22 protein-coding genes, 1 tRNA gene and 1 pseudogene are annotated in these 23,440 nt (G+C 43.8%); 15 read left to right on the top strand and 9 right to left on the bottom strand.

Going from position 1 to position 23,440, the window contains the following annotated elements; all coding sequences use genetic code 11:
• Nucleotides 1-4 precede the first annotated feature (4 nt).
• Nucleotides 5-1,093: pseudogene (mnmC, locus tag ICN37_RS11455) on the top strand (FAD-dependent 5-carboxymethylaminomethyl-2-thiouridine(34) oxidoreductase MnmC); the annotation flags it as partial.
• Here the strand turns inward: mnmC and ICN37_RS00115 are convergent.
• Both ICN37_RS00115 and dprA read right to left on the bottom strand, forming a co-directional pair.
• The gene (locus ICN37_RS00115; RefSeq protein ID WP_216154271.1) at nucleotides 1,066-3,738 is read right to left on the bottom strand and encodes a DNA topoisomerase III; all 2,673 of its coding nucleotides are present in this window, start codon (nucleotides 3,736-3,738) and stop codon (nucleotides 1,066-1,068) included. The pseudogene mnmC and the gene ICN37_RS00115 sit on opposite strands and share 28 nt — an antisense overlap.
• 220 nt (nucleotides 3,739-3,958) lie before the next feature.
• Nucleotides 3,959-4,633, bottom strand: a complete 675-nt coding sequence (gene dprA / locus ICN37_RS00110; protein ID WP_215321237.1) for a DNA-processing protein DprA — start codon at nucleotides 4,631-4,633, stop codon at nucleotides 3,959-3,961.
• Nucleotides 4,634-4,704: 71 nt separating this feature from the next.
• On the opposite strand from dprA, the gene def reads away from it, so the two are divergent.
• The 9 genes from def (at nucleotide 4,705) to ICN37_RS00065 (ending at nucleotide 14,607) form a co-directional block, all read left to right on the top strand.
• Nucleotides 4,705-5,220 (top strand): peptide deformylase, encoded by a 516-nt coding sequence (gene def / locus ICN37_RS00105; RefSeq protein WP_215321236.1) that lies wholly within the window; start codon nucleotides 4,705-4,707, stop codon nucleotides 5,218-5,220.
• A gap of 8 nt (nucleotides 5,221-5,228) precedes the next feature.
• Nucleotides 5,229-6,227 carry a methionyl-tRNA formyltransferase gene (fmt, locus tag ICN37_RS00100; protein ID WP_215321235.1) on the top strand — a complete coding sequence of 333 codons (999 nt, stop codon included), beginning with the start codon at nucleotides 5,229-5,231 and terminating at the stop codon, nucleotides 6,225-6,227.
• A gap of 2 nt (nucleotides 6,228-6,229) precedes the next feature.
• Nucleotides 6,230-7,096 carry a zinc metalloprotease HtpX gene (htpX, locus tag ICN37_RS00095; RefSeq protein ID WP_215321234.1) on the top strand — a complete coding sequence of 289 codons (867 nt, stop codon included), beginning with the start codon at nucleotides 6,230-6,232 and terminating at the stop codon, nucleotides 7,094-7,096.
• 1 nt (nucleotide 7,097) lies between these two features.
• A complete protein-coding gene (rsmB, locus tag ICN37_RS00090) occupies nucleotides 7,098-8,414 on the top strand; it encodes a 16S rRNA (cytosine(967)-C(5))-methyltransferase RsmB (RefSeq protein ID WP_216154270.1) in 1,317 nt (438 codons plus the stop codon).
• Nucleotides 8,411-8,992 carry a DUF4390 domain-containing protein gene (locus tag ICN37_RS00085; RefSeq protein ID WP_251368481.1) on the top strand — a complete coding sequence of 194 codons (582 nt, stop codon included), beginning with the start codon at nucleotides 8,411-8,413 and terminating at the stop codon, nucleotides 8,990-8,992. Before rsmB ends, ICN37_RS00085 begins: the two co-directional genes overlap by 4 nt.
• Nucleotides 8,989-11,298: an ATP-binding protein gene (locus ICN37_RS00080; protein ID WP_216154269.1), complete on the top strand. Its 2,310-nt coding sequence runs from the start codon at nucleotides 8,989-8,991 to the stop codon at nucleotides 11,296-11,298. Before ICN37_RS00085 ends, ICN37_RS00080 begins: the two co-directional genes overlap by 4 nt.
• Before the next feature lie 2 nt (nucleotides 11,299-11,300).
• Complete coding sequence (locus ICN37_RS00075) at nucleotides 11,301-11,984, top strand: response regulator (RefSeq protein ID WP_215321231.1); 684 nt, start codon at nucleotides 11,301-11,303, stop codon at nucleotides 11,982-11,984.
• A 453-nt stretch (nucleotides 11,985-12,437) separates the two neighbouring features.
• Nucleotides 12,438-13,472, top strand: a complete 1,035-nt coding sequence (locus tag ICN37_RS00070; protein WP_216154268.1) for a zinc ribbon domain-containing protein — start codon at nucleotides 12,438-12,440, stop codon at nucleotides 13,470-13,472.
• Between the two features lie 481 nt (nucleotides 13,473-13,953).
• Entirely contained in the window at nucleotides 13,954-14,607 is a 654-nt protein-coding gene (locus tag ICN37_RS00065) for a surface-adhesin E family protein (protein WP_216154267.1), read from the top strand.
• A 2-nt stretch (nucleotides 14,608-14,609) separates the two neighbouring features.
• On the opposite strand, the gene ICN37_RS00060 is transcribed toward ICN37_RS00065, so the two are convergent.
• The 3 genes from ICN37_RS00060 to ICN37_RS00050 are packed head-to-tail and all read right to left on the bottom strand — an operon-like array spanning nucleotide 14,610 to nucleotide 15,404.
• Nucleotides 14,610-14,792 (bottom strand): hypothetical protein, encoded by a 183-nt coding sequence (locus tag ICN37_RS00060; protein WP_216154266.1) that lies wholly within the window; start codon nucleotides 14,790-14,792, stop codon nucleotides 14,610-14,612.
• Nucleotides 14,793-14,820: 28 nt separating this feature from the next.
• On the bottom strand, nucleotides 14,821-14,967 hold the full coding sequence (locus ICN37_RS00055) for a hypothetical protein (RefSeq protein WP_216154265.1): 147 nt from the start codon (nucleotides 14,965-14,967) through the stop codon (nucleotides 14,821-14,823).
• Nucleotides 14,964-15,404: a DUF6641 family protein gene (locus tag ICN37_RS00050; protein WP_216154264.1), complete on the bottom strand. Its 441-nt coding sequence runs from the start codon at nucleotides 15,402-15,404 to the stop codon at nucleotides 14,964-14,966. Before ICN37_RS00050 ends, ICN37_RS00055 begins: the two co-directional genes overlap by 4 nt.
• 230 nt (nucleotides 15,405-15,634) lie before the next feature.
• Here ICN37_RS00050 and ICN37_RS00045 point away from each other — a divergent pair, with 230 nt between their 5' ends.
• Nucleotides 15,635-15,976: a hypothetical protein gene (locus ICN37_RS00045; RefSeq protein WP_216154263.1), complete on the top strand. Its 342-nt coding sequence runs from the start codon at nucleotides 15,635-15,637 to the stop codon at nucleotides 15,974-15,976.
• A gap of 796 nt (nucleotides 15,977-16,772) precedes the next feature.
• On the top strand, nucleotides 16,773-17,360 hold the full coding sequence (locus ICN37_RS00040; protein WP_216154262.1) for a site-specific integrase: 588 nt from the start codon (nucleotides 16,773-16,775) through the stop codon (nucleotides 17,358-17,360).
• 118 nt (nucleotides 17,361-17,478) lie between these two features.
• Here ICN37_RS00040 and ICN37_RS00035 read toward each other — a convergent pair whose 3' ends face one another.
• The 3 genes from ICN37_RS00035 to ICN37_RS00025 all read right to left on the bottom strand — a co-directional run bounded on the left by ICN37_RS00035 (nucleotide 17,479) and on the right by ICN37_RS00025 (nucleotide 20,290).
• Complete coding sequence (locus ICN37_RS00035; RefSeq protein ID WP_216154261.1) at nucleotides 17,479-18,063, bottom strand: hypothetical protein; 585 nt, start codon at nucleotides 18,061-18,063, stop codon at nucleotides 17,479-17,481.
• Nucleotides 18,064-18,137: 74 nt separating this feature from the next.
• Nucleotides 18,138-18,836: a hypothetical protein gene (locus ICN37_RS00030; RefSeq protein ID WP_216154260.1), complete on the bottom strand. Its 699-nt coding sequence runs from the start codon at nucleotides 18,834-18,836 to the stop codon at nucleotides 18,138-18,140.
• Nucleotides 18,837-19,036: 200 nt separating this feature from the next.
• Entirely contained in the window at nucleotides 19,037-20,290 is a 1,254-nt protein-coding gene (locus ICN37_RS00025) for a tyrosine-type recombinase/integrase (protein WP_216154259.1), read from the bottom strand.
• A 267-nt stretch (nucleotides 20,291-20,557) separates the two neighbouring features.
• Here ICN37_RS00025 and ICN37_RS00020 point away from each other — a divergent pair.
• A tRNA-Phe gene (locus ICN37_RS00020) sits at nucleotides 20,558-20,633 on the top strand.
• Between the two features lie 100 nt (nucleotides 20,634-20,733).
• Here ICN37_RS00020 and ICN37_RS00015 read toward each other — a convergent pair.
• Complete coding sequence (locus tag ICN37_RS00015) at nucleotides 20,734-21,507, bottom strand: amidohydrolase (RefSeq protein ID WP_215321207.1); 774 nt, start codon at nucleotides 21,505-21,507, stop codon at nucleotides 20,734-20,736.
• 55 nt (nucleotides 21,508-21,562) lie between these two features.
• Between ICN37_RS00015 and ICN37_RS00010 the strand changes: the two genes are divergently transcribed.
• Both ICN37_RS00010 and ICN37_RS00005 read left to right on the top strand, forming a co-directional pair.
• Nucleotides 21,563-22,276 carry a GntR family transcriptional regulator gene (locus ICN37_RS00010; RefSeq protein WP_216154258.1) on the top strand — a complete coding sequence of 238 codons (714 nt, stop codon included), beginning with the start codon at nucleotides 21,563-21,565 and terminating at the stop codon, nucleotides 22,274-22,276.
• 9 nt (nucleotides 22,277-22,285) lie between these two features.
• Nucleotides 22,286-23,248, top strand: a complete 963-nt coding sequence (locus tag ICN37_RS00005; RefSeq protein ID WP_215321205.1) for a tripartite tricarboxylate transporter substrate binding protein — start codon at nucleotides 22,286-22,288, stop codon at nucleotides 23,246-23,248.
• Nucleotides 23,249-23,440: the final 192 nt, after the last annotated feature.

Here is a 23,440-nt window from a genome sequence, read left to right as displayed (position 1 = left end):
ATCAATGACCAAACCCCAACACCATGAAATAGTGGTGATTGGGGCCGGCATTTGCGGGGCAACCATTGCAAATGAGTTGCTCGAGCGCGGTAGAGCCGTTTGTGTTGTTGACGCCGCGCCTTCCCCAGCCACCGCCTGTTCAAGCCATGCTTATGCCATTGCGCATCCACATATCGGCAAAGGGTCCCCTCGTTTATTGCGCCTAACGCACCTTGCATTTTTACTAGCAGAGGCACGTTGGAAAAATGTGTGGCAGCAACACGGGATATTTCAGCCGACCAAAAAAAATAAAACTTTTGATCGTGCTGCAACAGAAGAGCATCTGCGTTCATTGAATCTTGATGAAGAGATGGCTATTGCCATGGATGCTCAAGAGGCTAAACAGTTTTGCGGAATTGAGCAAAGCGGTGTTTGGTTACCGCGTGGCGCCGGTTTAAATCTGCATGAAACAAGCAAGGGGTTGTTACACGAACAACAGCGATTAACTTGTGTGTGGAGCACGCGCATCGCGCGCTTAGAGGAGATCAGCAATCAGTGGCATTTATTTGATGCCTCAAACAATCTGATTGTGACTGCAAATCAAGTTGTGGTGGCATGCGCCATTGAAGCAAAAGATCTTATGAATAGTATCGGTATTCGTTTGCCCTTAAGGCCTGTGCGCGGTCAGTTGAGCATTTTCACGGTAAAAGAAGGCGACCTTTGGGTCAAAAAACTACCCCAAGTTGGCATCTCTGGAGATGGATATTGTTTGCCCGCCAAGCAGCTTGATGATGGTAGCTATCAATGGATTGTTGGCTCTAGTTTTGATGAGGGTGAGGATGACCTCTCACCAAGAGAAATGAGTGATGACTTTAATCGTGAGCAAGCTAAGCGCTTAGTAGATTACGAAGAGGGCAATCTTTCTTCATTAATGAAGTCTGGAGATTTTGTTGGTGTGCGTTGTGTGGCTGGAGATCGTTTGCCAATCATCGGCGCGCTTACACAGCGCCCAGGAATATTTTTAGCTACTGCCTTGGGGTCGAGAGGAATTTTGTGGTCCGCTCTATCGGCTAAGCTGATTGCAGCTCAACTGCTAGAGGATGACTTTGCTTTACTTGCTCGTTTAGGTTTCGCTGCAGACTTAGTCGCCGCACTAGCGCCTGCCCGTTTTTTTGCTGGGGCAGCACCTTCGGCTTTAGGTGCTTTGGCCTCAAATTCAAAACCAATTTTGCCAGCAGAATCTAGCGCTAAATAGGCCTTAAAGCCACGCCCAGTACGGTTTGACTTAAAGTTGGTCAAAAGATCCGTCTTACCCTCTTTCAGCAATTTCTGAACCTGTTCTGGTGACACCTCTTGTTGCAACACCACTTTTCCGGTTTTGAAATCGCATGACTTATTTGGGCCAGTATTGTTTTCGCAAACGTAACGCATTCCATCTTCATATACTGCGCCTGAACATTTTGGACAAACACCTAGCGCTAAACGGCCAGTGAAATCAACCGCTTCAGTTTCATCATCTTGCGTATTACCAAAATCAAATTCGAGCTTGAAGCCTGCGTTCGGATAATCTTTATCGTCTTCCGGAATTTCGCTTAGCTTAATAATCGCTGCAAATGGGCGCCCCATTTTGCTGCGGAAGCCTTGCAGTGGCCCGATAGTTTTTTCTCGCAACAACTCTTCAACTTCAGGGTATTCAAATGCGCGTCCACCAGGTGTTTTGCTGATCGTAAAGCCGCACTTTTCACAGGCAAAACGACGATAGTTTTCTTTTACCGAACCCTTACAGTGAGGGCATGGCGTGGTCATGGTGGCGTAGTCGCCTGGAATGGTATCGCTATCGTATTCTTTAGCGCGCTTGACGATACGTTGAGTCATTTGCGCGATCTCTTGCATGAAAGTATCGCGATTCATCTTGCCCTGCTCGATGAGAGAAAGTTTGTTCTCCCAACTGCCGGTGAGATCTGGGCGGGTTAACTCTTCGACATCTAAGCCGCGCAACAAAGTCATCAATTGGAACGCTTTAGCTGTTGGAATCAACTCACGAGCTTCTCGCACCATGTATTTTTCAGCGAGCAGACCTTCGATAATGGCGGCTCGAGTTGCTGGCGTACCCAATCCCTTTTCGGCCATCGCTTCGCGCATGTCATCATCATCAACCCACTTACCCGCGCTTTCCATTGCGGAGAGCAAGGTTGATTCTGTGTAGCGTGCTGGAGGCTTGGTTTTCAATGGCACGGCTGCAATAGATTCAGTTTGCACTGCCTCACCCTCTTGAACCGGGACGAGCTCATCGTCTGCTTGATTGGATTTGCCATAAACCGTTAGCCAACCAGGGTTTACAAGCACACGACCTTCGGTTTTAAAGTGGTGTCCGGACGCCTCGGTAATGCGTGTGGTCACGCGGAACTCTGCGGCAGGATAAAACACGGCTAAGAAGCGACGCACAACCAAGTCGTAGAGCTTGGCTTCTGGCTCGCTTAAAGTCTTAGGTGTTTCTAATGTTGGAATGATTGCAAAGTGATCAGAAATTTTAGAGTTATCAAAAATTCGTTTGTTTGGTTTTACCCAACCATAACCAGACTTGATCTTAGGATCCTTCGGGTCACCCTTCAAAATTTGTTTAGCAAAAGCACGATAGTCTTGCGAATGCTCGGCAAGGTTTTCCATGGTTTGTTTAACGGTATCGAGGTAGTCTTCGGGAAGCGCTTTTGCGTCGGTACGTGGATAGGTTAATACTTTGTGGCGCTCATACAAAGCCTGTGCAAGACCCAATGTATTTTTTGCAGAGAATCCAAAACGCGCGTTTGCCTCGCGTTGCAAGCTGGTTAAATCAAATAGTTGAGGAGCAAGCTGTGTAGCGGGCTTAGCTTCTTCAGTGACATTTGCTTTTTTGCCTCGGCATGCAGCCACAATACTTTGAGCTGCGGCTTCACTCCATAAGCGGTTCTCGCGCGCATCTGGCTCTGCAACATCCTTTTTAAATTTCGGGTCAAACCAGCGACCTTCGTATACGCCAGCAGCAGCGATAAATTCAGCCTTCACTTCCCAGTAATCTTTAGAGATGAACTTACGAATGAGCTCTTCCCGCTCGACCACAATAGAAAGTGTTGGGGTCTGTACGCGACCCACTGTCGTTAAGAAGAAGCCGCCGCTCTTACTATTAAAGGCAGTCATTGCGCGGGTGCCATTGATGCCGACCAACCAGTCTGCCTCTGAGCGACAACGAGCTGCATCAGCAAGGGGCTTCATATCTTCATCGCTGCGTAAATTGGTAAAACCTTCGCGAATGGCGGCTGGAGTCATCGATTGCAACCATAAGCGCTGAATAGATTGCGACGCCTTTGCGTGTTGCGCAATCAAGCGGAAAATTAATTCCCCCTCACGTCCTGCGTCACAAGCATTAATGAGGGCGGTAACATCTTTGCGCTTAATGAGCTTTTGTAAAACCTTGAGTCGAGACTCAGTTTTTGCAATCGGACGTAAATCAAAATAAGGGGGCACCACTGGCAAGTTGGCGAATGACCATTTGCCACGCTTTACGTCAAATTCTTCGGGGGCGGCAATTTCCAATAAATGGCCAACCGCAGAAGAGATCAGGAATTCATCGCTCTCAAAATAATCTTCATACTTTGTAAAGCCACCCAAGGCCTTAGCAATGTCATTAGCAACAGAAGGCTTCTCTGCAATGATAAGTGCCTTAGGGTGGTCCCCAGCGGTAGTCTTTGGGCTGCTTTTTTTGGTAGTTGCTTTAGTTGCCACGCGTTATGCCTAAATTTGAGCTAGAAATGATGTTTTTTTGGTAAAACGGATGGCCAATTTAAACCAAAATCGGACTTGGCCAATTGCGTACCCTTTTTTATTATTAACCGATAAATTGGGAAAAGTCCAAAAACCGCTATTTTTGGCCACTTTTGGACGGCCCTATACACCCCGGTTTTGGGTTCAAACCCCCTTTAAGTCATTTAAAGACAGTTTTTAATTAAAAACAAAGCTCTTCAAGAACATCATCTGGCCTAAAGGCTAGTTTTGCACCTTGCTGAATAAGTAGATGGCAGCCGGCAGAATTTGCGCTGTGGATGGGCCCAGGAAGGGCAAAAACCTCTCTTCCAAGGTCTGCGGCCAGGCGAGCAGTAATAAGGGAGCCCGACTTTTCAGCCGCCTCTATTACAACGACGCCAAGCGCTAAAGCGGCAATGATGCGATTTCTTCTAGGAAAGTGCCATGCCTTAGGCCCTGACCCCAGAGGGAACTCAGACACCAATACGCCCTGCTGGCTGATGGCCCGAGATAGTTCGATATTTTGCCGGGGGTAGACAACATCTATGCCGGTTCCTAATATTGCCGCAGTGCAGTGATTGGGCCCAAGCCCAATGGCAGACCTATGGGCAGCACTGTCAACCCCTTTTGCTAGGCCAGAAACGATCAAGGCGCCCGCTTTCGATAGCGCTTGGGCAAACAGGCATGCATTTTTTAAACCTTCAGGGCTGGCGTTTCTTGAGCCTACGATCGCAATCATAGGTCTCTTCAGAAGGTGAATGTCCCCATGGATATAAAGAGACCCTGGGGGATCATATAAATCATGGAGGCGATTTGGGTAATGGGGGCTCTGGCAGTTGACTTGGAGAATGGAATTGGGTGTCGGCGAAGTTTGCATAAATCAATTTTGTTCTTTGGGGGAATTGCGGCAATCAGGACAGACTGATAGCTCTGTTGGATAATTCTTATATGGCTTTGTTATCCGTCCTTTGTTACCCAGACCCGCGCTTGCACAAGGTTGCTAAACCAGTGGAGCAAGTGGACGCTCGCATTAAAAAAATTGTCGCCGATATGGCAGACACTATGTATGACGCTCCCGGCGTTGGCTTGGCTGCGACGCAGGTCGATATTCATGAGCGCATTGTGGTGATTGATGTGTCTGATGAACAAAATGAATTGATGGTTTTTATCAACCCAGAAATTGTTTGGGCAAGCTCTGAAACAAAATCTTGGCGCGAAGGTTGTTTATCTGTTCCAGAGTTTTATGACGAAGTCGAGAGGCCATCCGAGATTCGAGTGAAGGCATTGGATGTTGAGGGTAAAGAATTTGAAATAGAGGCCGATGGTTTATTGGCAGTTTGTTTGCAGCACGAGTTAGACCATTTGCAAGGCAAGGTGTTTGTGGAGTATTTATCCATACTCAAAAGAACTCGTATTTCACAAAAAATGAAGAAGCGCGCTAAAGAATTAGTAGGTCAGCGCTAAGCGCACCAATGAAAATTGTCTTTGCTGGAACTCCTGAGTTTGCTGCGCAAGCGATGCGCGCAATTTACGATGCTGGTCATGAAATTGTTTTGGCTTTAACGCAGCCTGATCGCCGTGCCGGCAGAGGTATGCACCTTCAGGCAAGCCCAGTTAAAGAGTTTGCTTTGCAAAAAAATATTCCTGTGCTGCAACCAGAGACATTGCGAATTACCAGCACTGATCCGCAAAAGCAGGCTCAAGCTGCAGCCGCTAATGAGCGTTTATCCTCTATAGACTTTGATGTCATGGTGGTAGTTGCCTATGGTTTGATCTTGCCCCAAGAGGTCTTGGATATTAGCGAGAGAGCGGGAAGACACGGCAGCTTTAATATTCATGCTTCTCTATTGCCCCGTTGGCGTGGTGCAGCGCCAATTCAGCGAGCAATTGAATCTGGCGATCCCAAAACGGGGGTTTGCATTATGCAAATGGATGCTGGTTTGGATACCGGAGACACTGTTTTAGTCGCGGAACTTGAAATTGCTCGTGATGAAACGAGCGCAAGCTTGCATGATCGCTTAGCAGAGCTTGGCTCAAAATCGATAGTAGATGTTTTAAATGCTTTAGAGCAAGACAAAAATTTATCTCGAGTACCCCAAGAAAAAGACGGCATTACTTACGCTGAAAAAATACTGAAGAGTGAGGCTGAGATCGATTGGGCCCTTAGCGCCAAAGAAATCGACCAACGTATTCGGGCCTTTAATCCCTTCCCGGGGGCAAGCAGCAATCTCAATGGGCTGGCTGTGAAGTTTTGGGATTCAAGGCTTGCAGACCCTAAGGCTGTCATCGCCACCGGTACTGTAGGCGAGGTCCTTGGGTTTGGTAATAAGGGCGCATATATACAGTGTGGTGAAGGGGTGCTTGAGGTCTTAGAGATGCAAAAACCGGGCGGTAAAAAAATAGATGCCAAAACGTGCTTGCAGCCGATTGGTGTTGGTGAAAAATTGTTGCGCTTTAAAACAAAGGAGTAGAAATGTTTAATTTTGCAAAGACTGCTGTTTTGATGGCAGCAATTACTGCACTCTTTATTGTGGTTGGCGGTATGTTGGGTGGTGAACAGGGCATGTTGATGGCCCTAGTACTGGCCATTGGAATGAATTTTTTCAGTTATTGGTTTTCCGACACCATGGTGTTGAAGATGACTAATGCACAGCAGGTTGATGAAAGATCTGCCCCCCAGTTTTACGGACTCGTTAAAGAGTTGTCGGAGAAGGCTGGCTTGCCGATGCCTAAAGTATTTTTAATTAATGAAGATGCTCCTAATGCTTTCGCAACAGGACGCAATCCAGACAATGCATCGGTTGCCGCAACAACAGGCATTCTGAAAATTCTCTCGAAGCGCGAACTGCGCGGCGTGATGGCACATGAGCTTGCCCACGTTCGCCATCGTGATATTTTGATTTCGACTATCGCCGCCACTATGGCGGGAGCCATTTCAGCATTGGCTAACTTTGCCATGTTCTTTGGTGGGCGCGATTCTGAGGGTAGACCAAACAATCCGATAGCTAGCTTGATGGTGGCAATTTTGGCCCCGATCGCAGCAAGCCTGATTCAAATGAGTATTTCTCGCGCAAGAGAATACGAGGCAGATCGCGGTGGTGCAGAAATAAGCGCTGATCCTGAGGCGCTAGCGCAGGCATTAGAAAAAATTCACAACTACGCACAAGGCATCCCGTTTCAAGCGGTTGAACAACATCCTGAAACAGCGCAGATGATGATTCTCAACCCCTTAAGTGCCGGCGGCCTTGCGCAACTATTTTCAACCCATCCACCTACTGAAGAGCGGGTGGCACGCTTAATGAGCATGGCTAAAAACGGGGTATATCCCGGAGTAAATTAATTTGACTGATCAAAAAACACCACGCAGTCTCCCGCTCTCGGAAGCAATCACGATTGCCGCACAAGCGGTCAGCGAGGTCATGAGCGGAAGATCGCTTACAGAGGTTCTGGATCAACTGGAGGCCCATGAGCGCCCGATCGTGCAGAGCCTGAGTTTTGATGCGCTCCGCAAATGGGTGCGCTCCCATGAATTCATTAAGCAATTTATTCCAAAGACTCCGCCTCTTGAGGTGGATCATTTGCTCAGCGTTGCGATTGCCTTATTTTTGCAAGATCCAGCCGAGAGCAAGGGCTATCCAGCTCATACGATTGTGGATCAGGCAGTGAAAGCCTGTGGCGAATATGACGAAACCATGTATGCCAAAGGTTTAGTGAATGCGGTCCTACGCAAGGTAAGCCTTGTAGTGCAGCCGCCAGAGGGCGAGAAGCATTTTCCGCCCGATCCAATTCCAATGTACGTACCTGCTTGGTGGCGAGCAAACCTCAAGCGCAATTACTCTAAAGCATGGCAATCGATTTTGTTTCAACAAGCCAAGCGTGCACCATTAATTCTGCGTGTAAATCAAAAGCAATATACGCGTGAGCAATATCGATCCTTATTATCCGAGGCTGGCATTTCATCAAAACCAATAGATACATTGGCTGGGGTTCAATTGCCCGCCGCTCTCTTGTTGCCTGAGGCGGTTCCCGTATCGGACTTGCCTGGTTTTTATACTGGCGCTGTGTCTGTGCAAGACGCAGGTGCACAGCTGGCTGCGATCTTATTAAATCCCCAGGCGGGAGAGTTAGTGTTGGATGCCTGTGCGGCTCCCGGTGGAAAAACGGCGCATCTATTGGAGCTTGCAGATTGTTCAATGCGCGCTTTAGAGCTAGACGGTGAGCGCATTGGAAAAATTGGCGGCAACCTAGACCGACTTCGTTTGCAGTCTGACAAAGTCCGCGTGTTACGCGGCGATGCTTCCAAGGCGGCTTGGTGGGATGGCGTTCTTTTTGACAAAATTCTTCTTGATGCACCCTGCTCAGCTTCTGGAATAGTGTCGCGACATCCTGATATTTCATTTTTAAGGCGTGAATCAGATATCAGGGCTTTGCAAGAAAGGCAGCGAGCCATTTTGAATCAGGCGTGGAAGATGCTCCAAGTGGAGGGCACCCTTTTGTACGTCACTTGCTCAATATTTCCAGAGGAGGGCGAGGAGCAGGCTGTTTGGTTTGCTGAGCAGCACTCCAATGCGGTACGATTAGCCGCTCCGGGCCAGATTTTGCCTGGTGAGCTAAACGACGGTTTTTACTATGCTTTGTTTAAGAAAAATGGGCCATGAGCCGAAGAATTAAACAATTCCTCTTTTTGTTCTTGATGGTGTTGGGTATTTTTTCAACCACCGTTAGCGCCGAAGGAATCAAGATCAAATCCTTTGAGTTGGAGAAGGTGGATAACGACTGGCTTCTCAATGCAGCTTTTCAGATCGAGCTATCTCCCGGACTGGAAGACGCAGTACAAAAAGGCGTCGTCCTCTATTTCCAAACGGAGTTTGATTTAATGCGATCGCGTTGGTATTGGTTTGATGAAAAGTCTGTGCTTGTGCAAAGGCAGACGCGGCTTTCTTATCAGCCATTGACACAGCAGTACCGAATTGCTTCAGAGGGCTTTACCTTTTCTGCCAAAACTATGTCTGAGGCATTGCAGGCGGTGGGGAGTATTGGTGGGTGGCGAGTCATTGACGGCACTCAACTAGATTCCAGTAAATCGTATACGGCCAGCATGCGAATGAGCTTAGATCTCAGTAAGCTACCAAAACCATTTCAAGTAAACGCACTCAATAACCGCGAATGGAATGTATCAAGCGATTGGTATCGCTTCCTATTTTCTCCTAATGGCCCTAATTTAATTAAGCGATGAGATCGATAGCAGCCATGCTAGACCCGGGCTTTTTTACATCCAAGGCTTGGAGTAAAAAAATAATTCCAATCACGATAGGCGTGATTGGCGCCTTTGCTTTATTACTTTTAGTTTTATTGGCGATTGCCTCATCCAATACAGAATTTTTTGATAATTACTTCATTTGGCTCTATGCCGCGAATGTAGTGATTGGGGTTTGCTTAACTCTGGTTATTTTGATTTTGGTGGCTGTTATCGCCGTGCGATGGTATCGCGGGCACTTTGGCACGCGCTTGATTGCAAAGTTAGCAATGATTTTTGCTTTAGTCGGAATTGTTCCGGGCTTAATTTTGTATGGCGTTTCATTACAGTTTGTGTCGCGTAGTATTGAGACTTGGTTTGACGTCAAAGTGGAGACAGCCCTGAACTCGGGCTTAGAGTTGGGGCGCGTTACTTTGCGAGTGGCCCAAGAAGAAATTTTGGGCGAGGGTAATTTCATCGCCGAGCAGATTGTCCAAGTTCCATCGGGCACAACTACTGAGCAGGTAGCTGCATCAGTAATGAAAATTCGCAATCAATTTGGCATTCAAGAGGTTAGTCTCTTCAATATGCAGCGCAATTTGATTTTCACTAGCGAGCTAAAGCCTAAAAAATACTTTCCTGCGCCCAGCGCCGATGTGATTGCAGAAGCATTTAGCAAGAAAGGAGTGACCTTTTTAGACCAAATTGAAGTAGAAGGTGGCCAACGCGGTTATCGAGTCAGGGCAATTGTTCCCGTTATAAGAAAAAAATTGATTCACAACAAATTAGAATCTGGCAAAGAGATCGAAGACAAATATTTTTTACAACTAGTGCGCTATATACCTACCCCGTTGGCAAAAAACATTTTTGCTGTGGAGTCTGCATACAGTGAATATCAAGAAAAAGCGTTGGGGCGTACCGGCCTTCGCAAGATGTTTGTGGGAACCTTAACCCTTACCCTTTTCTTTGCAGTATTTGTGGCCATTACTTTGGCTTTGATGTTGGGTAGGCAGCTTGCACGCCCCCTTCTAATGCTTCTGAGAGGCACCCAGGCAGTTGCACAGGGAGATTTATCTCCCAAGCCAGAGCTCGATACTGGCGATGAACTTGGCATGCTTACACGGCAATTTAATGTCATGACTAGGCAGTTGGCCGACACCCGAACTTCTTTGCAAGAATCCAAAGCATTCTTAGAGCGCGTATTGGGAAGCCTCACGGCAGGCGTATGCATTTTTGATAAAAACTACAACGTTGTTTCTAGCAATGCGGGCGCAGATCGTATTTTTGGTCAAGACCTTACCCTACTCGATGGAAAGCCCCTCGGCAGCAGACCAGCTCTATTGGAGTTTGAGGGGGCAATCAAAGAAGGCTTTTCTACTATGAAGCTCGCAGTCCTGGGCGAGGGAGATGTAGAACAAAAGACCGCGCCGACTAATGCGCCGGTGTGGCAAAAACAAATTCAACTACACACTACAAATGAATTTGAAAATGAATTGGGGGTAACTCTATTTGTGCGCGGTACAGAGCTGACTGGCGATTTACGTATGGTTGTTTTTGATGACATTACTGATGTGGTGAGCGCACAAAGATCTATCGCTTGGAGTGAAGTTGCTAGACGTCTTGCTCATGAAATTAAAAACCCTCTAACGCCCATTCAGCTCTCTGCGGAAAGATTGCAGCATAAGCTTGCGGGTAAGCTGAGCCCAGAGCAAGAGGAAATGATTAATCGCAGCACCGAAACCATCATTGGTCAGGTACAAGCCATGAAAGAAATGGTGAATGACTTTAGGGATTTTGCGAAGACGCCAACTCCACAACTCAAGCCTGTTTCCATCAACACGCTCACCTCAGAAATTTTGGGTCTATACGAGGGCAGTCCATTGCGCACTCAGTTAGATCCTCATTGCCCAGAGATCATGGGGGATCCCACACAACTAAGACAGGTAATCCATAACTTGCTACAAAATGCTCAAGATGCCACTCTTGAGGGGCCTCGCCCCAATAGTCCGGTAGAGGTTAAGACAGAATTAGTCCCTTATGGCGAACACAATGGCGTAGCTCAAAATGCTGTGCGATTAACAATAAGTGATAGTGGGGTTGGATTTCCAGCTAAGATATTGGCAAGAGCCTTTGAGCCTTACGTAACAACAAAGAGCAAAGGCACAGGTCTGGGTTTGGCAGTAGTTAAGAAAATTATTGATGATCACTCGGCCAAAATTGAAATTCGGAACCGTATGCAGGGTGAAGAAGTGGTTGGTGCGAAAGTGTCAATATTGTTTATGAATCTAGCAAAAGAGGCAGCATAAGCATGGCTAGTATTTTGGTTGTTGATGACGAGATGGGAATTCGTGAGCTTCTCAATGAGATTCTCACGGATGAAGGCCATACTGTGTACGCTGCAGAAAGCGCTGTACAGGCACGCACTATTCGCGAACAAATGCGCCCCGATTTAGTCTTATTAGATATTTGGATGCCCGATACCGATGGTATTACCTTATTAAAGGAGTGGTCCAATACTGGCCAGCTCACGATGCCAGTAGTAATGATGTCTGGGCACGCAACGATTGACACTGCAGTTGAGGCCACGCGTATTGGCGCACTCAATTTTTTAGAAAAACCGATTGCTCTACAAAAGCTTTTAAAGACGGTTAGTAAAGCCCTGGAGAGCTCTCCTAAATATGTAGAGCCAGAACAGGTTAGAGCCGTTCAGTCGAGTGCTAGCTCCGTTATCGCACCAAAGCAAACAACAACCGAGTTGGTTGCCCCACCTACTGAGGGTGAATACATCAGTGGAATTGCAAAAACGTACTTTGATCTTCCTTTGAGGGAGGCAAGAGATTTGTTTGAGAAGGCGTATTTTGAACATCAAATGCAAATCATGGGCGGCAGTATGACCAAGATTTCAGAGTACACAGGTCTAGAGCGAACCCATTTGTACCGCAAACTGAAGGCCTTGGGAATAGATACCTCACGCAATAAGGGCGAGAGCTAGGTGACCGCCTAATAAGGGCAAGTACCACAAAACCTAGAAATCACGGGGTACTAAGCAAATTTGAGGATGATCCAACCCAATTCGTTATAATTCCAAGTCTTGGCCTGGTAGCTCAGTCGGTAGAGCAGAGGATTGAAAATCCTCCTACGGTAGTCAAAAGCCCAATGTTTATATGCTTCGCAGGGCGATAGCAAAGTGGAGCGCGACACAGTGTGTGACACAGTGACTCTAAAAAACTTACACAGTAAAAATATTTTGTAGCAAGCGTGGATGACAGCGCAGAGGATTATTTTTTATGTGGTGTGTTGTAAAAGTGTTTAAGTAAAAGCAAAAACCCTGCGTTTACTTAAACCCACCCTCTGCTTGTTATGTGGAGTGCTTGCTTTAACTGTAGCCCTGTATTTGTTCATACAAGTATTTGGCTGTAAGATTTGAAAGAAATTGGGGGTAATTATGGCTTTAGTTGCTTGTAAAGAATGTGGAAAAATGATTAGCGAGCAAGCCGCTACCTGCCCAAATTGCGGTATAAGCAAGCCAATTAAGAGATCCAAAATTGCTGTCACTTCGCTCATCATCGCCATTTTCATTTTTATTTTGGCTTTAACAATAAATGGCTCAGAGCATTCCAATACTGTAAGTAATAATAATTCAACCCCTAAAGAAGAGGAGGTTGATTATTTCAAGCCCTTATACACAACCAGAGGCGCAGTTATATGTCCGCAGGGATTAGTTTTAGATTTGCGTGAAGGGTATGGATTGGAGGCTTTAAAAAAGGCTTCACATACTTTAATCGGAAGAAAAGAGGCTTTCGCAAAACTTGGGTGCGCCACATATCAAGCTGGGATTCCAATTTCACTTACAACAGAAGAAAGACAGCGAGCATCAGAGGGCAAGTCCTATATAACAATTGAAGGAACTACAGATTTTATTTTATTGTATGGATTAACAAATAAGGCTAACGAAGAGCAGGCTTCAAGCAGTTCAAGTGGTTTTGAGCAACAGCCAATTACAGATAAGCAACTAAGCGATTTAATGGTTTCTTTAGATTCGGAAAAACAAACTCAGCCACAATTAAAAATTGGATTAACAACAGACATAAAAGCCCGTGAAGATTTGAAAATTGCTGAGACTCAGATTATGAAGCTTGCTGAACTGGGAATTATTAATAAAGCGGCAGAGCTGAGATCAGACTACACAGATATGTATCGCGTAAAAATACCAACCTACTTTTTAAATAACGAAGTTGTTGTAATTGAAAATAGCTATATGACAAAGTGGATTGGCTGTTGTCCGCAACCCGGCATGGGAATATTTGTAAAAGTTTTAAATGATGACAACTCTAAATTGGAACAGTTTGGCAGAAAATTCAAATGTAGCGTCGATAAAAATCAAACTTTAAAGGATGCTGAATATGTCAAGCTTGGGATACGAAATTCTTCTAATAAAGAAAAATATACGCATATAAGCTGTAGCACATTTGGTGGCTAAGATATAAACGAAAATTAACTGGTTGTTTATTTCTGTAAAAGTCTAAATCTACCTTTTGCACTGTGCTTGGTATTTAATCTTAGCAAGCAGGGGGCGTGTCAAAATAATTTACGCCCAAACAAAAATCCTGCGTTTTGTTAAACCCACCCCCTGCCACTTAAAAGTATTTTTGCTATACCTCTCATCCCCACTCTCAACAAAACCAAAGAACCCATAAAAAATACCAAAAACCACCACAATTCGCACCAAAATTAAACAATCTAATAGCTAGGGGGCTTAGATTAAAACTGGTTGGGGTTAGATTCTGCGTGGCATTTGAAAACTGCGAACTAATTTTTTAGCGGGTAGCTTTGAAAATTTGTTGCCGTGCTTTAGCTATCACTTAAATTCACAATCGCTTTATACCAAAATTTATTAAATTTTTTATAGCTACTAATATAGTATTAGCTTATTGATATTAAGGCTAATTGAAAAGTTATATATGAACAAATTTTTATTTGTAACATTGCTTGCCATAGTATCAGCATCAAGTAATGCTGGTGTAGTAGCTACAGGAAAATTAGATAATGGTTGGACTGTAAAGCTTACGGATGAGCAATGCTTGAGAGATTCTACGCCATTTGTTATGAGAGCATATCTACTATCTTATGGTAAGCAAACAGCAGACGGTTGCTATGTAAATATGTTTATAGAGAACCCAAACTTTCCCAATGTAAGTGTTAGGTGGAATGGTGGCGTAGAGGTAAGTTACGACAGAGCTTTTTTTGAGTTTAATAACAAAAGCAAGCCCCCAATTGTTAATGATGAAAATTTACTATTCTTAACTAAAAATATAAATGAAAATGTTTATGTTGAAAAAAATACAATTAAGAAGAATGGAGAATTGTTAAATTTTACTGAGCTAAAGGATAATTTTAAGCCCGATACTAATGGTGTTCGTTCATCTCGATACTATGTGACAATCAATTGTCAGGCAAATAAATTTAAGTGGGATAAAGTCACTGTTTTTTATGAGCAGATGGGCAAAGGCAAAGTTGCTGGCAGTCAAAATCTTGAAACAAAATTTCATTTTTCCCCAATCGTGCCAAGCTTTACCGACATACAGTTGATGACAGAATTCTGCCAACTCAACTAATTTTAGTGAGTTGCTTTGTAAATCTGTTGCTGTGCTTTAGCTACTGCCTGCCTATCCTTCTCAGCCTTATAAGCCTGCTTAGCATTATCTTTATTGCGCTTAAGGCTATTCAGGCGATATTGCTGTGGGTTCATTGGCTTGATAGGTTTAATAGTGGGGGTGGGGGCAAATTCGTAAAAGCGCATACAAGTATTTACCCAACCCCCACTACATTTAACTCACCTCTGTGTAGTTCAACACATTACCCACACCATACATATGCTCACCCAACTGTTTTGCTGTGTAAGCATTCTCCGCATACACAATCGTATCGGCTGTTTGTAAACTGTTTATACGCACCCATAGTCTGTACTGTTTCATTTAGCAAAACCCTCACGCAGTTTTAATGACGCATTTTCAATAGCAACATCAAGCTCACCAGCCTCAACTGCTGTTTTAATGATTTGTAATGTAGGTACAACATCGTTAGTGCTTGCTACTTCAATAGCGTACTTGCCTTTAGCTAACTCCAATATCTTTGCGCCGTATCTAACAGCAATAGCTAACTTTCCATTGTCACCAACAAATACCCAACTCTTTAATCGCTTGTTTGTTTCAATCTGTTTGCGTACTCCACTTTCTTTATCTGTGTAGCTACGGAACTTGGGTACGGAAAACTTCGTGCCGTTTTGTTCTGCTTTAGCTAACTCAATCTGTTCCCATAATCGTTTTGCTAACTTTGTCCTACGCTGTACAACGCTTGGCATTTGCGTTGGCTTTTTAGTTGCTGTTAGTTTTAGTGCTGCTAATGTATTCATTTATTGCTCCCTATTGTTGTAAATGAGGGGTTTAACAAAACGCAGTGTTTTTACAAAATGAGTAGTAAAAAACCCTGCTTTTCCATAAACCCATATAAACATTAGCTTCAGAGGCTATAAATGGACAACCAAAACAGCGCAATCAAACGCATTTGTCCAAAACTACCAAAAAACACCAAATAGTGCGCCAGATTTAAGAGGGTATTGTTTGGTGCTTACTAAATAAATGTATGGACCATTTAACTTACAACATACAAAGACGCACAGAAAAAGATATTAAAACTACAGATGCTTGGTTGCGCTCTAAAGGAATCAACTTAAAAAGTTTTAATAAAACAAAACCAGTAATACTACAAGCACAAAGAGCATCAGTGGATTTACTTGCTCAACATAGCACCTTACTAGATAAGGCTACCAAAAAGTTTTTAAGAAACTTTCAACAGCGTTATCGGAATGGAAAAAAGCGAGATCATATTTCTGATGGAGATTGCTTCCGCGTATTAAATCTATCAAGCCGTGTTAAACGGGGACAGTACAAAAATAATAGGCACTTAAAAAGTAAACAGGCATAACAAAGGCAACTAAACAGCAGATAAACAACTGCTATAACAAAGTGTAAAAACCCAGTTTGTAATATGACGGCTAATGAGACTGGACTTGACGCACAATAGCTGTGAGAGGAGTGCGCAATACAAGTAAGAGCCGCGACATTACCTACAAGAAGTAGGTTGCGAGTTTTAATCCGATTGTCTCGCGCAAAATGTTCTCACAGTCGTGTAGAAACGACTCAACTCAAATGAAACTACACGACACGATGGTTATCGTTTGTACATCACAAGCGTATAGCCGTCGTGCGTCCAATCTAATCTAAATGAATCAAAAAAAGCAAAAGAAAAAATGTGTGAGCTAAAGCGACAGCTTTTGCGACACACAAGCAAACTTTAGTTTGCTTATACATAGGGCATTAGATACAAATCACCAGCACTACAGATCTGCTACACCTGCGAAAACTACAGCGCAAAAAATACAGAGCTACAACTGAAAATCACATAGCAACACAAAGCAATAGCTCAAATCACCTGTGTAAGCGCATATAAAGACTTGCGATAGCGCAGAGTAAGCGAGATAGACAAACGCTTGCTGTACAGCGTTTTAAGTAATCTACATACTCTGTGTTCTAAAAGCCACAAAGTATTCGTGTGATTGCGTAAATACAAGACCAAAGAGAAGTCACAAACTATTAAAACAAAGACGCAAGTTATTGAAAAATAACAAATCACTCACAGCAAATAGCGCAAACACATATCGGTTGCCCTCGCTGCACTAAAGAACACATACTTAAAACAACAAAAATATTTGGAGAGAACAATGGCACAAGCAAAAACACTTACACAAGCAGATATAAACAAAGTCCTTGCTTACATAGCACAGCACGAATACGCAGAGCGCAACAAAATGATGTTTTTAATCGGACTAACTTGTGGACTGCGTGTGAGCGAGATAGCAGGGCTAACGATAGGTGATGTGCGTAATGAGGATGGTACAGTCAAATCGCAAGTGTATCTGTCAGCTAATCGGGTTAAACACGGAAACGCAAGGACAGTGTTTATCAGTACACAGCTACAAGCAGAGCTACAAAAATATATTGACGCACGAACTTGGTTAGATAATGAGCAGACATTGTTTAATACATTGCGAGGCGCGCGAAAAGCATTCACAGCATCCACGCTCACCCAGCACTTCCATTATCTTTTTAAGCGAGCTTGCGTATTTGGAGCAAGTAGTCACAGTATGCGTCGCACCTTTTTAACCAATCTGGCGCAAGGTGGTATTAGCGTCTTTGTTTTAGCAAGTTTGGCAGGACATAAAAATATCAGCACTACACAGCGTTATGTCACAGTAAATGATGAGCAGAAAAGACGAGCTGTTGACTGTTTTAGTTTACAAGTAGCGTAGTGCTGGTAAATGGGCTTTTGGACTAATGGATATAAGGCTGAAATGGGCAGAAAGGATGGGTTTTACTAAACGCAGGGTTTTTACTGGGCAGCAAAAAGCCTGCTTTTTAATAAACCCACTATTTGCGCCGTTTTGCTACTGCTCTGTCATATTCTCTACTCAACTCCAACTGCTCTTTTTCTTCTGCGCTTAAATCAGCCTCCATTTTTTCACGCATACTATCTTCCCACGCATTCATTTCTCTACTGCGCTTATCGCCGTTGCTATAACTTTGTCCATCAATCCTATTAAATCCATTTCTGCGTAGTGCTATGTTGCCAGCACTCCACTTGCTTGTACCTTCTTTAGCGTTGAAGTAAGCATCCAAAAATACACGAGCGGCTTTCGATTCACTTTGATGTAATAACTTTTCTATTCCATCACCCATTCCATCTTGCGCCTCTTGTAATGCTTGCTTATATATTTCTAAACGCACTTCTCTTATCGTTTTCCAACCAATCTTCTGCGCTTCTTCATTTGTTTTAGGTGGCTTGTGTATTTTGCGTAGTGCTTGCTGTACTGTCCAAGCATCCTTTAACGCTTGCTGTTGCTCTTTAGTAAGCAAAGCATTTATATCCCTTGCTTCTAATGCGTCACCACGCTCAAGTTGCCCTATGCGCTCTTGTATGCGTCCAACTAAATGGGTGATGTTGAGTTTTGGCATAAAAAGATATTACTACCTTAGTAATAAAAAAAGCCACTTAAAATAGTGGCTTCTCATATATTGCTTTTAGATTGTTAGCGTATATTTTTTACAGCCGCCGAAAAGGTTGCCGCAATCTCTTTTCTTTTCTGGTTGTACTCACCCCAAGTAATCTTGCCATTATATAAATCAAGATTATTTTTATCATTTTGAGGTATTAGTGTTGATTGCGCTAAATCAGCAACCTTCGCACCTTGCGCTCCAAATAGTCTCCTATTGATTTCCATTTGGTCTTTTTGCTGAGAAGCAACCGCCTCTCTTTGTTTTACTAATACCGCCTTTTGTGCTGGAGTTATTTTTGTTGAATCTGCTAACTGCTCAAAAGTCATATCTTCTGCTAAACAAGAACTCTTTGCGTAGTAAAGTTTGAAGTCTGGATTGCTACAAGTAGCCTGCTGTCTTGCTTTTATCTGAGACATTTCAGACTGAACTTGTGATTGAGCGCCCGCAGTTGCCATCTGACTTTGCGCGACAGCGGCTTGAGCTGAATCCTTGCTTTGCCACGACCATCCTTTTGCGTTCATACAGGAAGCAAATAGCATATCGTTTGTTCTAACACCACTTACAGCATAACCACCAGAAGCATTGACTTGCGCTACTCCACCAGCTTGTTGGGATTGCTGTAAGCACTCATATCTTGCTTGCTCAAACTCACCTTGTCTTGCGTTGGGTTTGTACCAAGTCATACAACCAGCTAAACCTATAGCCAAAAATAAGATTACGATTTTTTTCATATTAAATAGTGTCAGGTAGTTAGTTGTTTTATAACTATAAACTTCTGTGACATTTTGTCAAAGCGCATTGACATAGTTTAACTAAACGCAGGGTATTTCCTTATCAAAACAACAAAAAAACCTGCTTTTACTTAAACCAGACCCTCTAAAAATCACTCGCCCCGCAAACCTTTGCCAAATAAGGCTTCCAGGCCCACCCTTTAAGCCAATCTTTCTGCCGCCATTGTTGCTGTGAGTTTGCTGTAATGTTTTTCAATCATTCCAACGCTTGTACCCATTTGTTTCGCAAGCGTGTGTAAGTCCGTTCTATTTTCTGTAAGTTCTAATGTGGCATAAGTGTGACGCAATGAATACAGCGTTCTGTTTTGTCCTGTCGCCGTGTCTTTTGTAAGCCCACTTGCCTTCATAAGCCATATAAATGTTGTGTGAAAACTTTTCGGCTGTTCTCCGTTGCTGTACTTAAACAAATACACATCGTGCTTCTCTGCTAATACAGCATCTAAATCTTTCCCCTTAAATAAATCTTCTCTACTAATCAATCTCTCTAATGTTTCTTTCACATTATGTTTAGCAATCAATAAGCGTGAGCCTGTTTTGCCACTAACCCATATACGCAGATAACGCTTGTCAGTATTAGCGTCCGTGTACCACTCTATGTGTTTCCATTTAATGTGTAGACTCTCTTTGCCACAGCGCATACCAGTACCAATCAATAACTCTATGTAGTCTCTACTCAACAAGCGCATTTCTTTAGCACGAGCACTGTGCCCACCTTCGCTGTAGCTTTCTAAAAAATCTAACAAGTAATCAATCTCTGCTCGCGTGAAGCCTGGTCGTGCTTTGCCTTTCTCTCCACGCCTACTCATTTGCGCTGTCGGCAAGTTTTCACTCAACCATCCACGCTGTATTGCTGTATCTATCACTCGTCTGTATGCGCTTGCGTGAGTTGCTAATGTGCTTGCTAACGGAATGCGTTTCATAAGTTCATTGCGCCACACTTCATACTTGCGCATAACTTCTGCGTCTATGTTTTCAATGTAGTAGTTTTCAAAAAACGGAACGAGATATTTGTTTATTGCTCTTATGTAGTCGCTGTTAGTCATTGGCTTTATGCCAGCGTCTATTTCTGTTTTTATATCTTGTAAACATACTTTTGCGATAGCGCCAAACTTGCGACGAGTAAATGACAGCCCTAAACGCTCTCTAAATCTCGCCTCGTCATAAATGTCACCTGCTGTGCGTATTGCGTAGTCTATGTTGTGATGCTTTGTGCTTACCCTGCGCCACTCCTTGTCATATAGCCTGTAGCGCATCTGCCATACGCTACTGTTTTCACGCTTGTACAGCACTACCTCTCCGTCACGCAAGTAAACAATGTTGTCATTTTGTAAGGTGGTGAGGCTGTTGCTACTTGTACCTTGTGCTTTAACTAACTGTGTAAACGGACGACGCATTTTTATAGCGTAGTGTCAGTAAAGCACAAGGACAACCTGATTTTGGTGTGCTACAACTGCTAACAGCAATATTTTGGTGGGTTTTGTGTGCTTGTAGGGTGTGGTTTAAGTAAACGCAGGGTTTTTACAGTGGGACTAAATGGACACAGTGAAAACTATTTTGTATAGCGTACACACAGCAGAAAAGCTGATAACTACAAGGTGGAAACGCACAGTAGAGGATTTTTTAACAGCTTTAAGAACAGTTTGCGTATAATAAGCAGTCTTGGCCTGGTAGCTCAGTCGGTAGAGCAGAGGATTGAAAATCCTTGTGTCGGTGGTTCGATTCCGCCCCGGGCCACCAAGAAACACCAAAACCACCTTCGGGTGGTTTTTTCATTTCTATTTATCAAGTTATCTATGGTGGGTGCTTGTAATGTCGTTTAAAACGACGCTTTTAATTGCTAAGTCCAGTAGAGGACTCTGGGATTCTTTGAAAGAATTTGTTGTCTCAGTTCTGGAGAATTTGTTAAAGACAAAAACTGCTTCATTTGGGATTCATAAGTTTCGGTTGCTTCAAATCTTGTATGCGGCCAATCGCTACCCCACAGGAGGCGGGACGCCCCAATTTGCTTGAGCCAATATTCAAAAATAGTTTGATGATTTATGTTTGGCGTTCTGTATTGAGCACTCAATTTCACCCAGATGTTGCCCCGATGTTTCCTAATGCCATCATTTAATTTTTCAAACTCATCATTAGCTTGAGGTCTGCCAAAGTGATCAATCACTATGTCTATTCCATTGGGTATGGCTAGCAGAATCCCATTTAGTAAGCCATCATCATGATGTATTTGTAAATGCATATTCAACCCTTTTAAAAGGTTGATAAGGCCTTCGTAATTTTTAAGGGTTCCAAGCGGATCTTCATCGCCCGCTAAATTAAGTCTGATTCCACAAACCCCTTGTTTGCTAAGTTCAAGCAATTCTTTTTGTGAGGCTTTGGGGTCAGTCACTCCAACCCCTCTTAAATATCTAGGATTTTGTTTAATGGCTTCAAGTAGTAGCGTGTTGTCAAAACCTAGAAAGCTCGGCTGAACAATGACCCCGCCAGTTATTTGTTGTGCATCAGCTACTTTGGCCCAATCATCTATTGAGGCGTTGTAATCGACAGAGTAGCGAGCCTGAGTCTCATTTAAAAGGCTTTTATCAAAAATATGGAAGTGGGTATCGACATTCATGGGAATTATGGTAGCATAACTCATCTAGATGAGTAAATGAGTTGAAAATACGGGTATGGCTAAAGAGTTAATGGGTTATCAGGGCTTGGCTACGGCCTTTAGGGATAAGGTTGAAAGTGGTGCATGGCAGATTGCTGAAGCCATTCCATCCGAAGCCAGTCTTGCTAAAGAGTACGGCGTAGCAGTTGGAACAATTCGACAGGCGATTGCTCAGCTCGCTGATGATGGAGTGTTGGTTAAACGACATGGCAAAAGCACAGTGGTCAGTAGTGGGCTTAATGGGCAATCAATGCTCAGGTTTTTTCGTTATCAATTAGATGAGCAAGAACAGCTATCCCCCCAAGCAAAGGTTTTAGATTTAAAGGAAGTTGCTTTAGATAAAGAAATAACTAGGTTAACGGGTTGGTCTTGTAAGTCGCTATTAAAAATTCATCGTCTTCGCTTAATTGATGGCAAGCCCTTGCTCTACGAAACAATTTATTTGCCCCTACCGAAGTTTAAGAAGTTAGCCGGCTACAAGCCAAAAGATTTTGAAGTTTTGTTTTATCCGATGTATGCAAAGGTATGTGGAGTTGCGGTAATCAAAGCCAAGGATCAGGTTGGATTTGAGTTGATGAAAAAAACGGATGCAAAAGCATTAGCAATGAAAGAAGGTCATCCAGCCGTAAGAGTGAATCGGATCGCATTTGATTTAACTGGTAAGCCAGTTGAATTTCGCAGTTCAGTAGGGGATGCTATGGCATTCCAATATTCAGCAGAAGTTAATTAAGGAGAAAAGATGAAGTCCTTTGTAAAAACTCTATTAGTTGCATTGCTTGCAACAACAGGGCTGTCTCATGCTCAAGAGTGGCCCAGCCGCCCCATTAGCTTGATAGTCAGCTATCCCCCTGGTGGCACTGCAGACTTAATGGCTAGAACGGTTGCAACCCCACTGGGCAAGCTTCTAGGCACATCAGTAGTGGTTGAAAACAAGCCTGGGGCAAGTGGTCAAATTGCTGCCTCCTATGTAGCCAAGGCTAATGCTGATGGCTACACATTGATGCTCGATGCATCATCCTATTCAGTTAATCCCTCCTTGTTTCCTAAGTTGCCTTATGACCCCAATAAGGATTTCAAGACCTTGGCCGTTTTAGCTCAGTACCCAAATGTACTCTTAGTCAATCCAAGCTTTCCTGCTAAGTCAGTGAAAGAGTTGGTTGCAATGGCCAAGGCAAAGCCAAATAGCATTTCTTATGCATCATCAGGCAATGGTTCTGCACAACACCTGGCAGGTGCATTGTTTGAAGTGAAGGCGGGAGTGGAGATGCAACATGTTCCATACAAAGGTGGTGGCCCTGCATTGAATGATGTGATTGGTGGGCAAGTGCCAGTTTTCTTTGGAAGCGTTGCATCAACAAAGCAATATGTTGATTCTGGAAAGTTGAATGCTCTAGCGGTCACTGGCAAGAAAAGAGCATCCTCTATGCCGAGTGTTCCAACAATGGCTGAAGCGGGTGTTCCTGGCTATGAGGTTTATGAATGGAATGGTATTTTTGCTCCAGCGGCAACGCCGGCACCAATCTTGATAAAACTATCAGACGCCATTGCAAAGGTAATGCAATCGCCAGAAGTAAGGGAGAAGGTATTGAGCCTAGGTGGTGAGCCATTCCAGGGTAATTCAGATGCAGCCGATAAATTCATTAAGGCCCAAATGGCCGAGTGGGCCAAATTGGTTAAAAGCGGAAAGATTGCAGTTGATTAACTAAAGCAGAGTCAGACATCCTCGGCCCTGGTTGATTCCGCCCCGTGCCATCAAGAAATACCAAAACCACCTTCGTGAACTGACCCCCAAAAGTTGGACATCAAGTCCAACCAAGGGGGTTTTGTTTTATGAGCAAATACAGTAAGCAGTTCAAACTAAAGGTAGTTAAGGAGTTTTTAAAGTCTGGTGGCC

The sequence above is a fragment of the Polynucleobacter sp. P1-05-14 genome (genome assembly GCF_018881675.1).
Taxonomy (GTDB): Bacteria; Pseudomonadota; Gammaproteobacteria; order Burkholderiales; family Burkholderiaceae; genus Polynucleobacter.
Note: the sequence above shows the minus strand (reverse complement) of the source record. Positions and strands in the feature narration are given on the sequence as shown.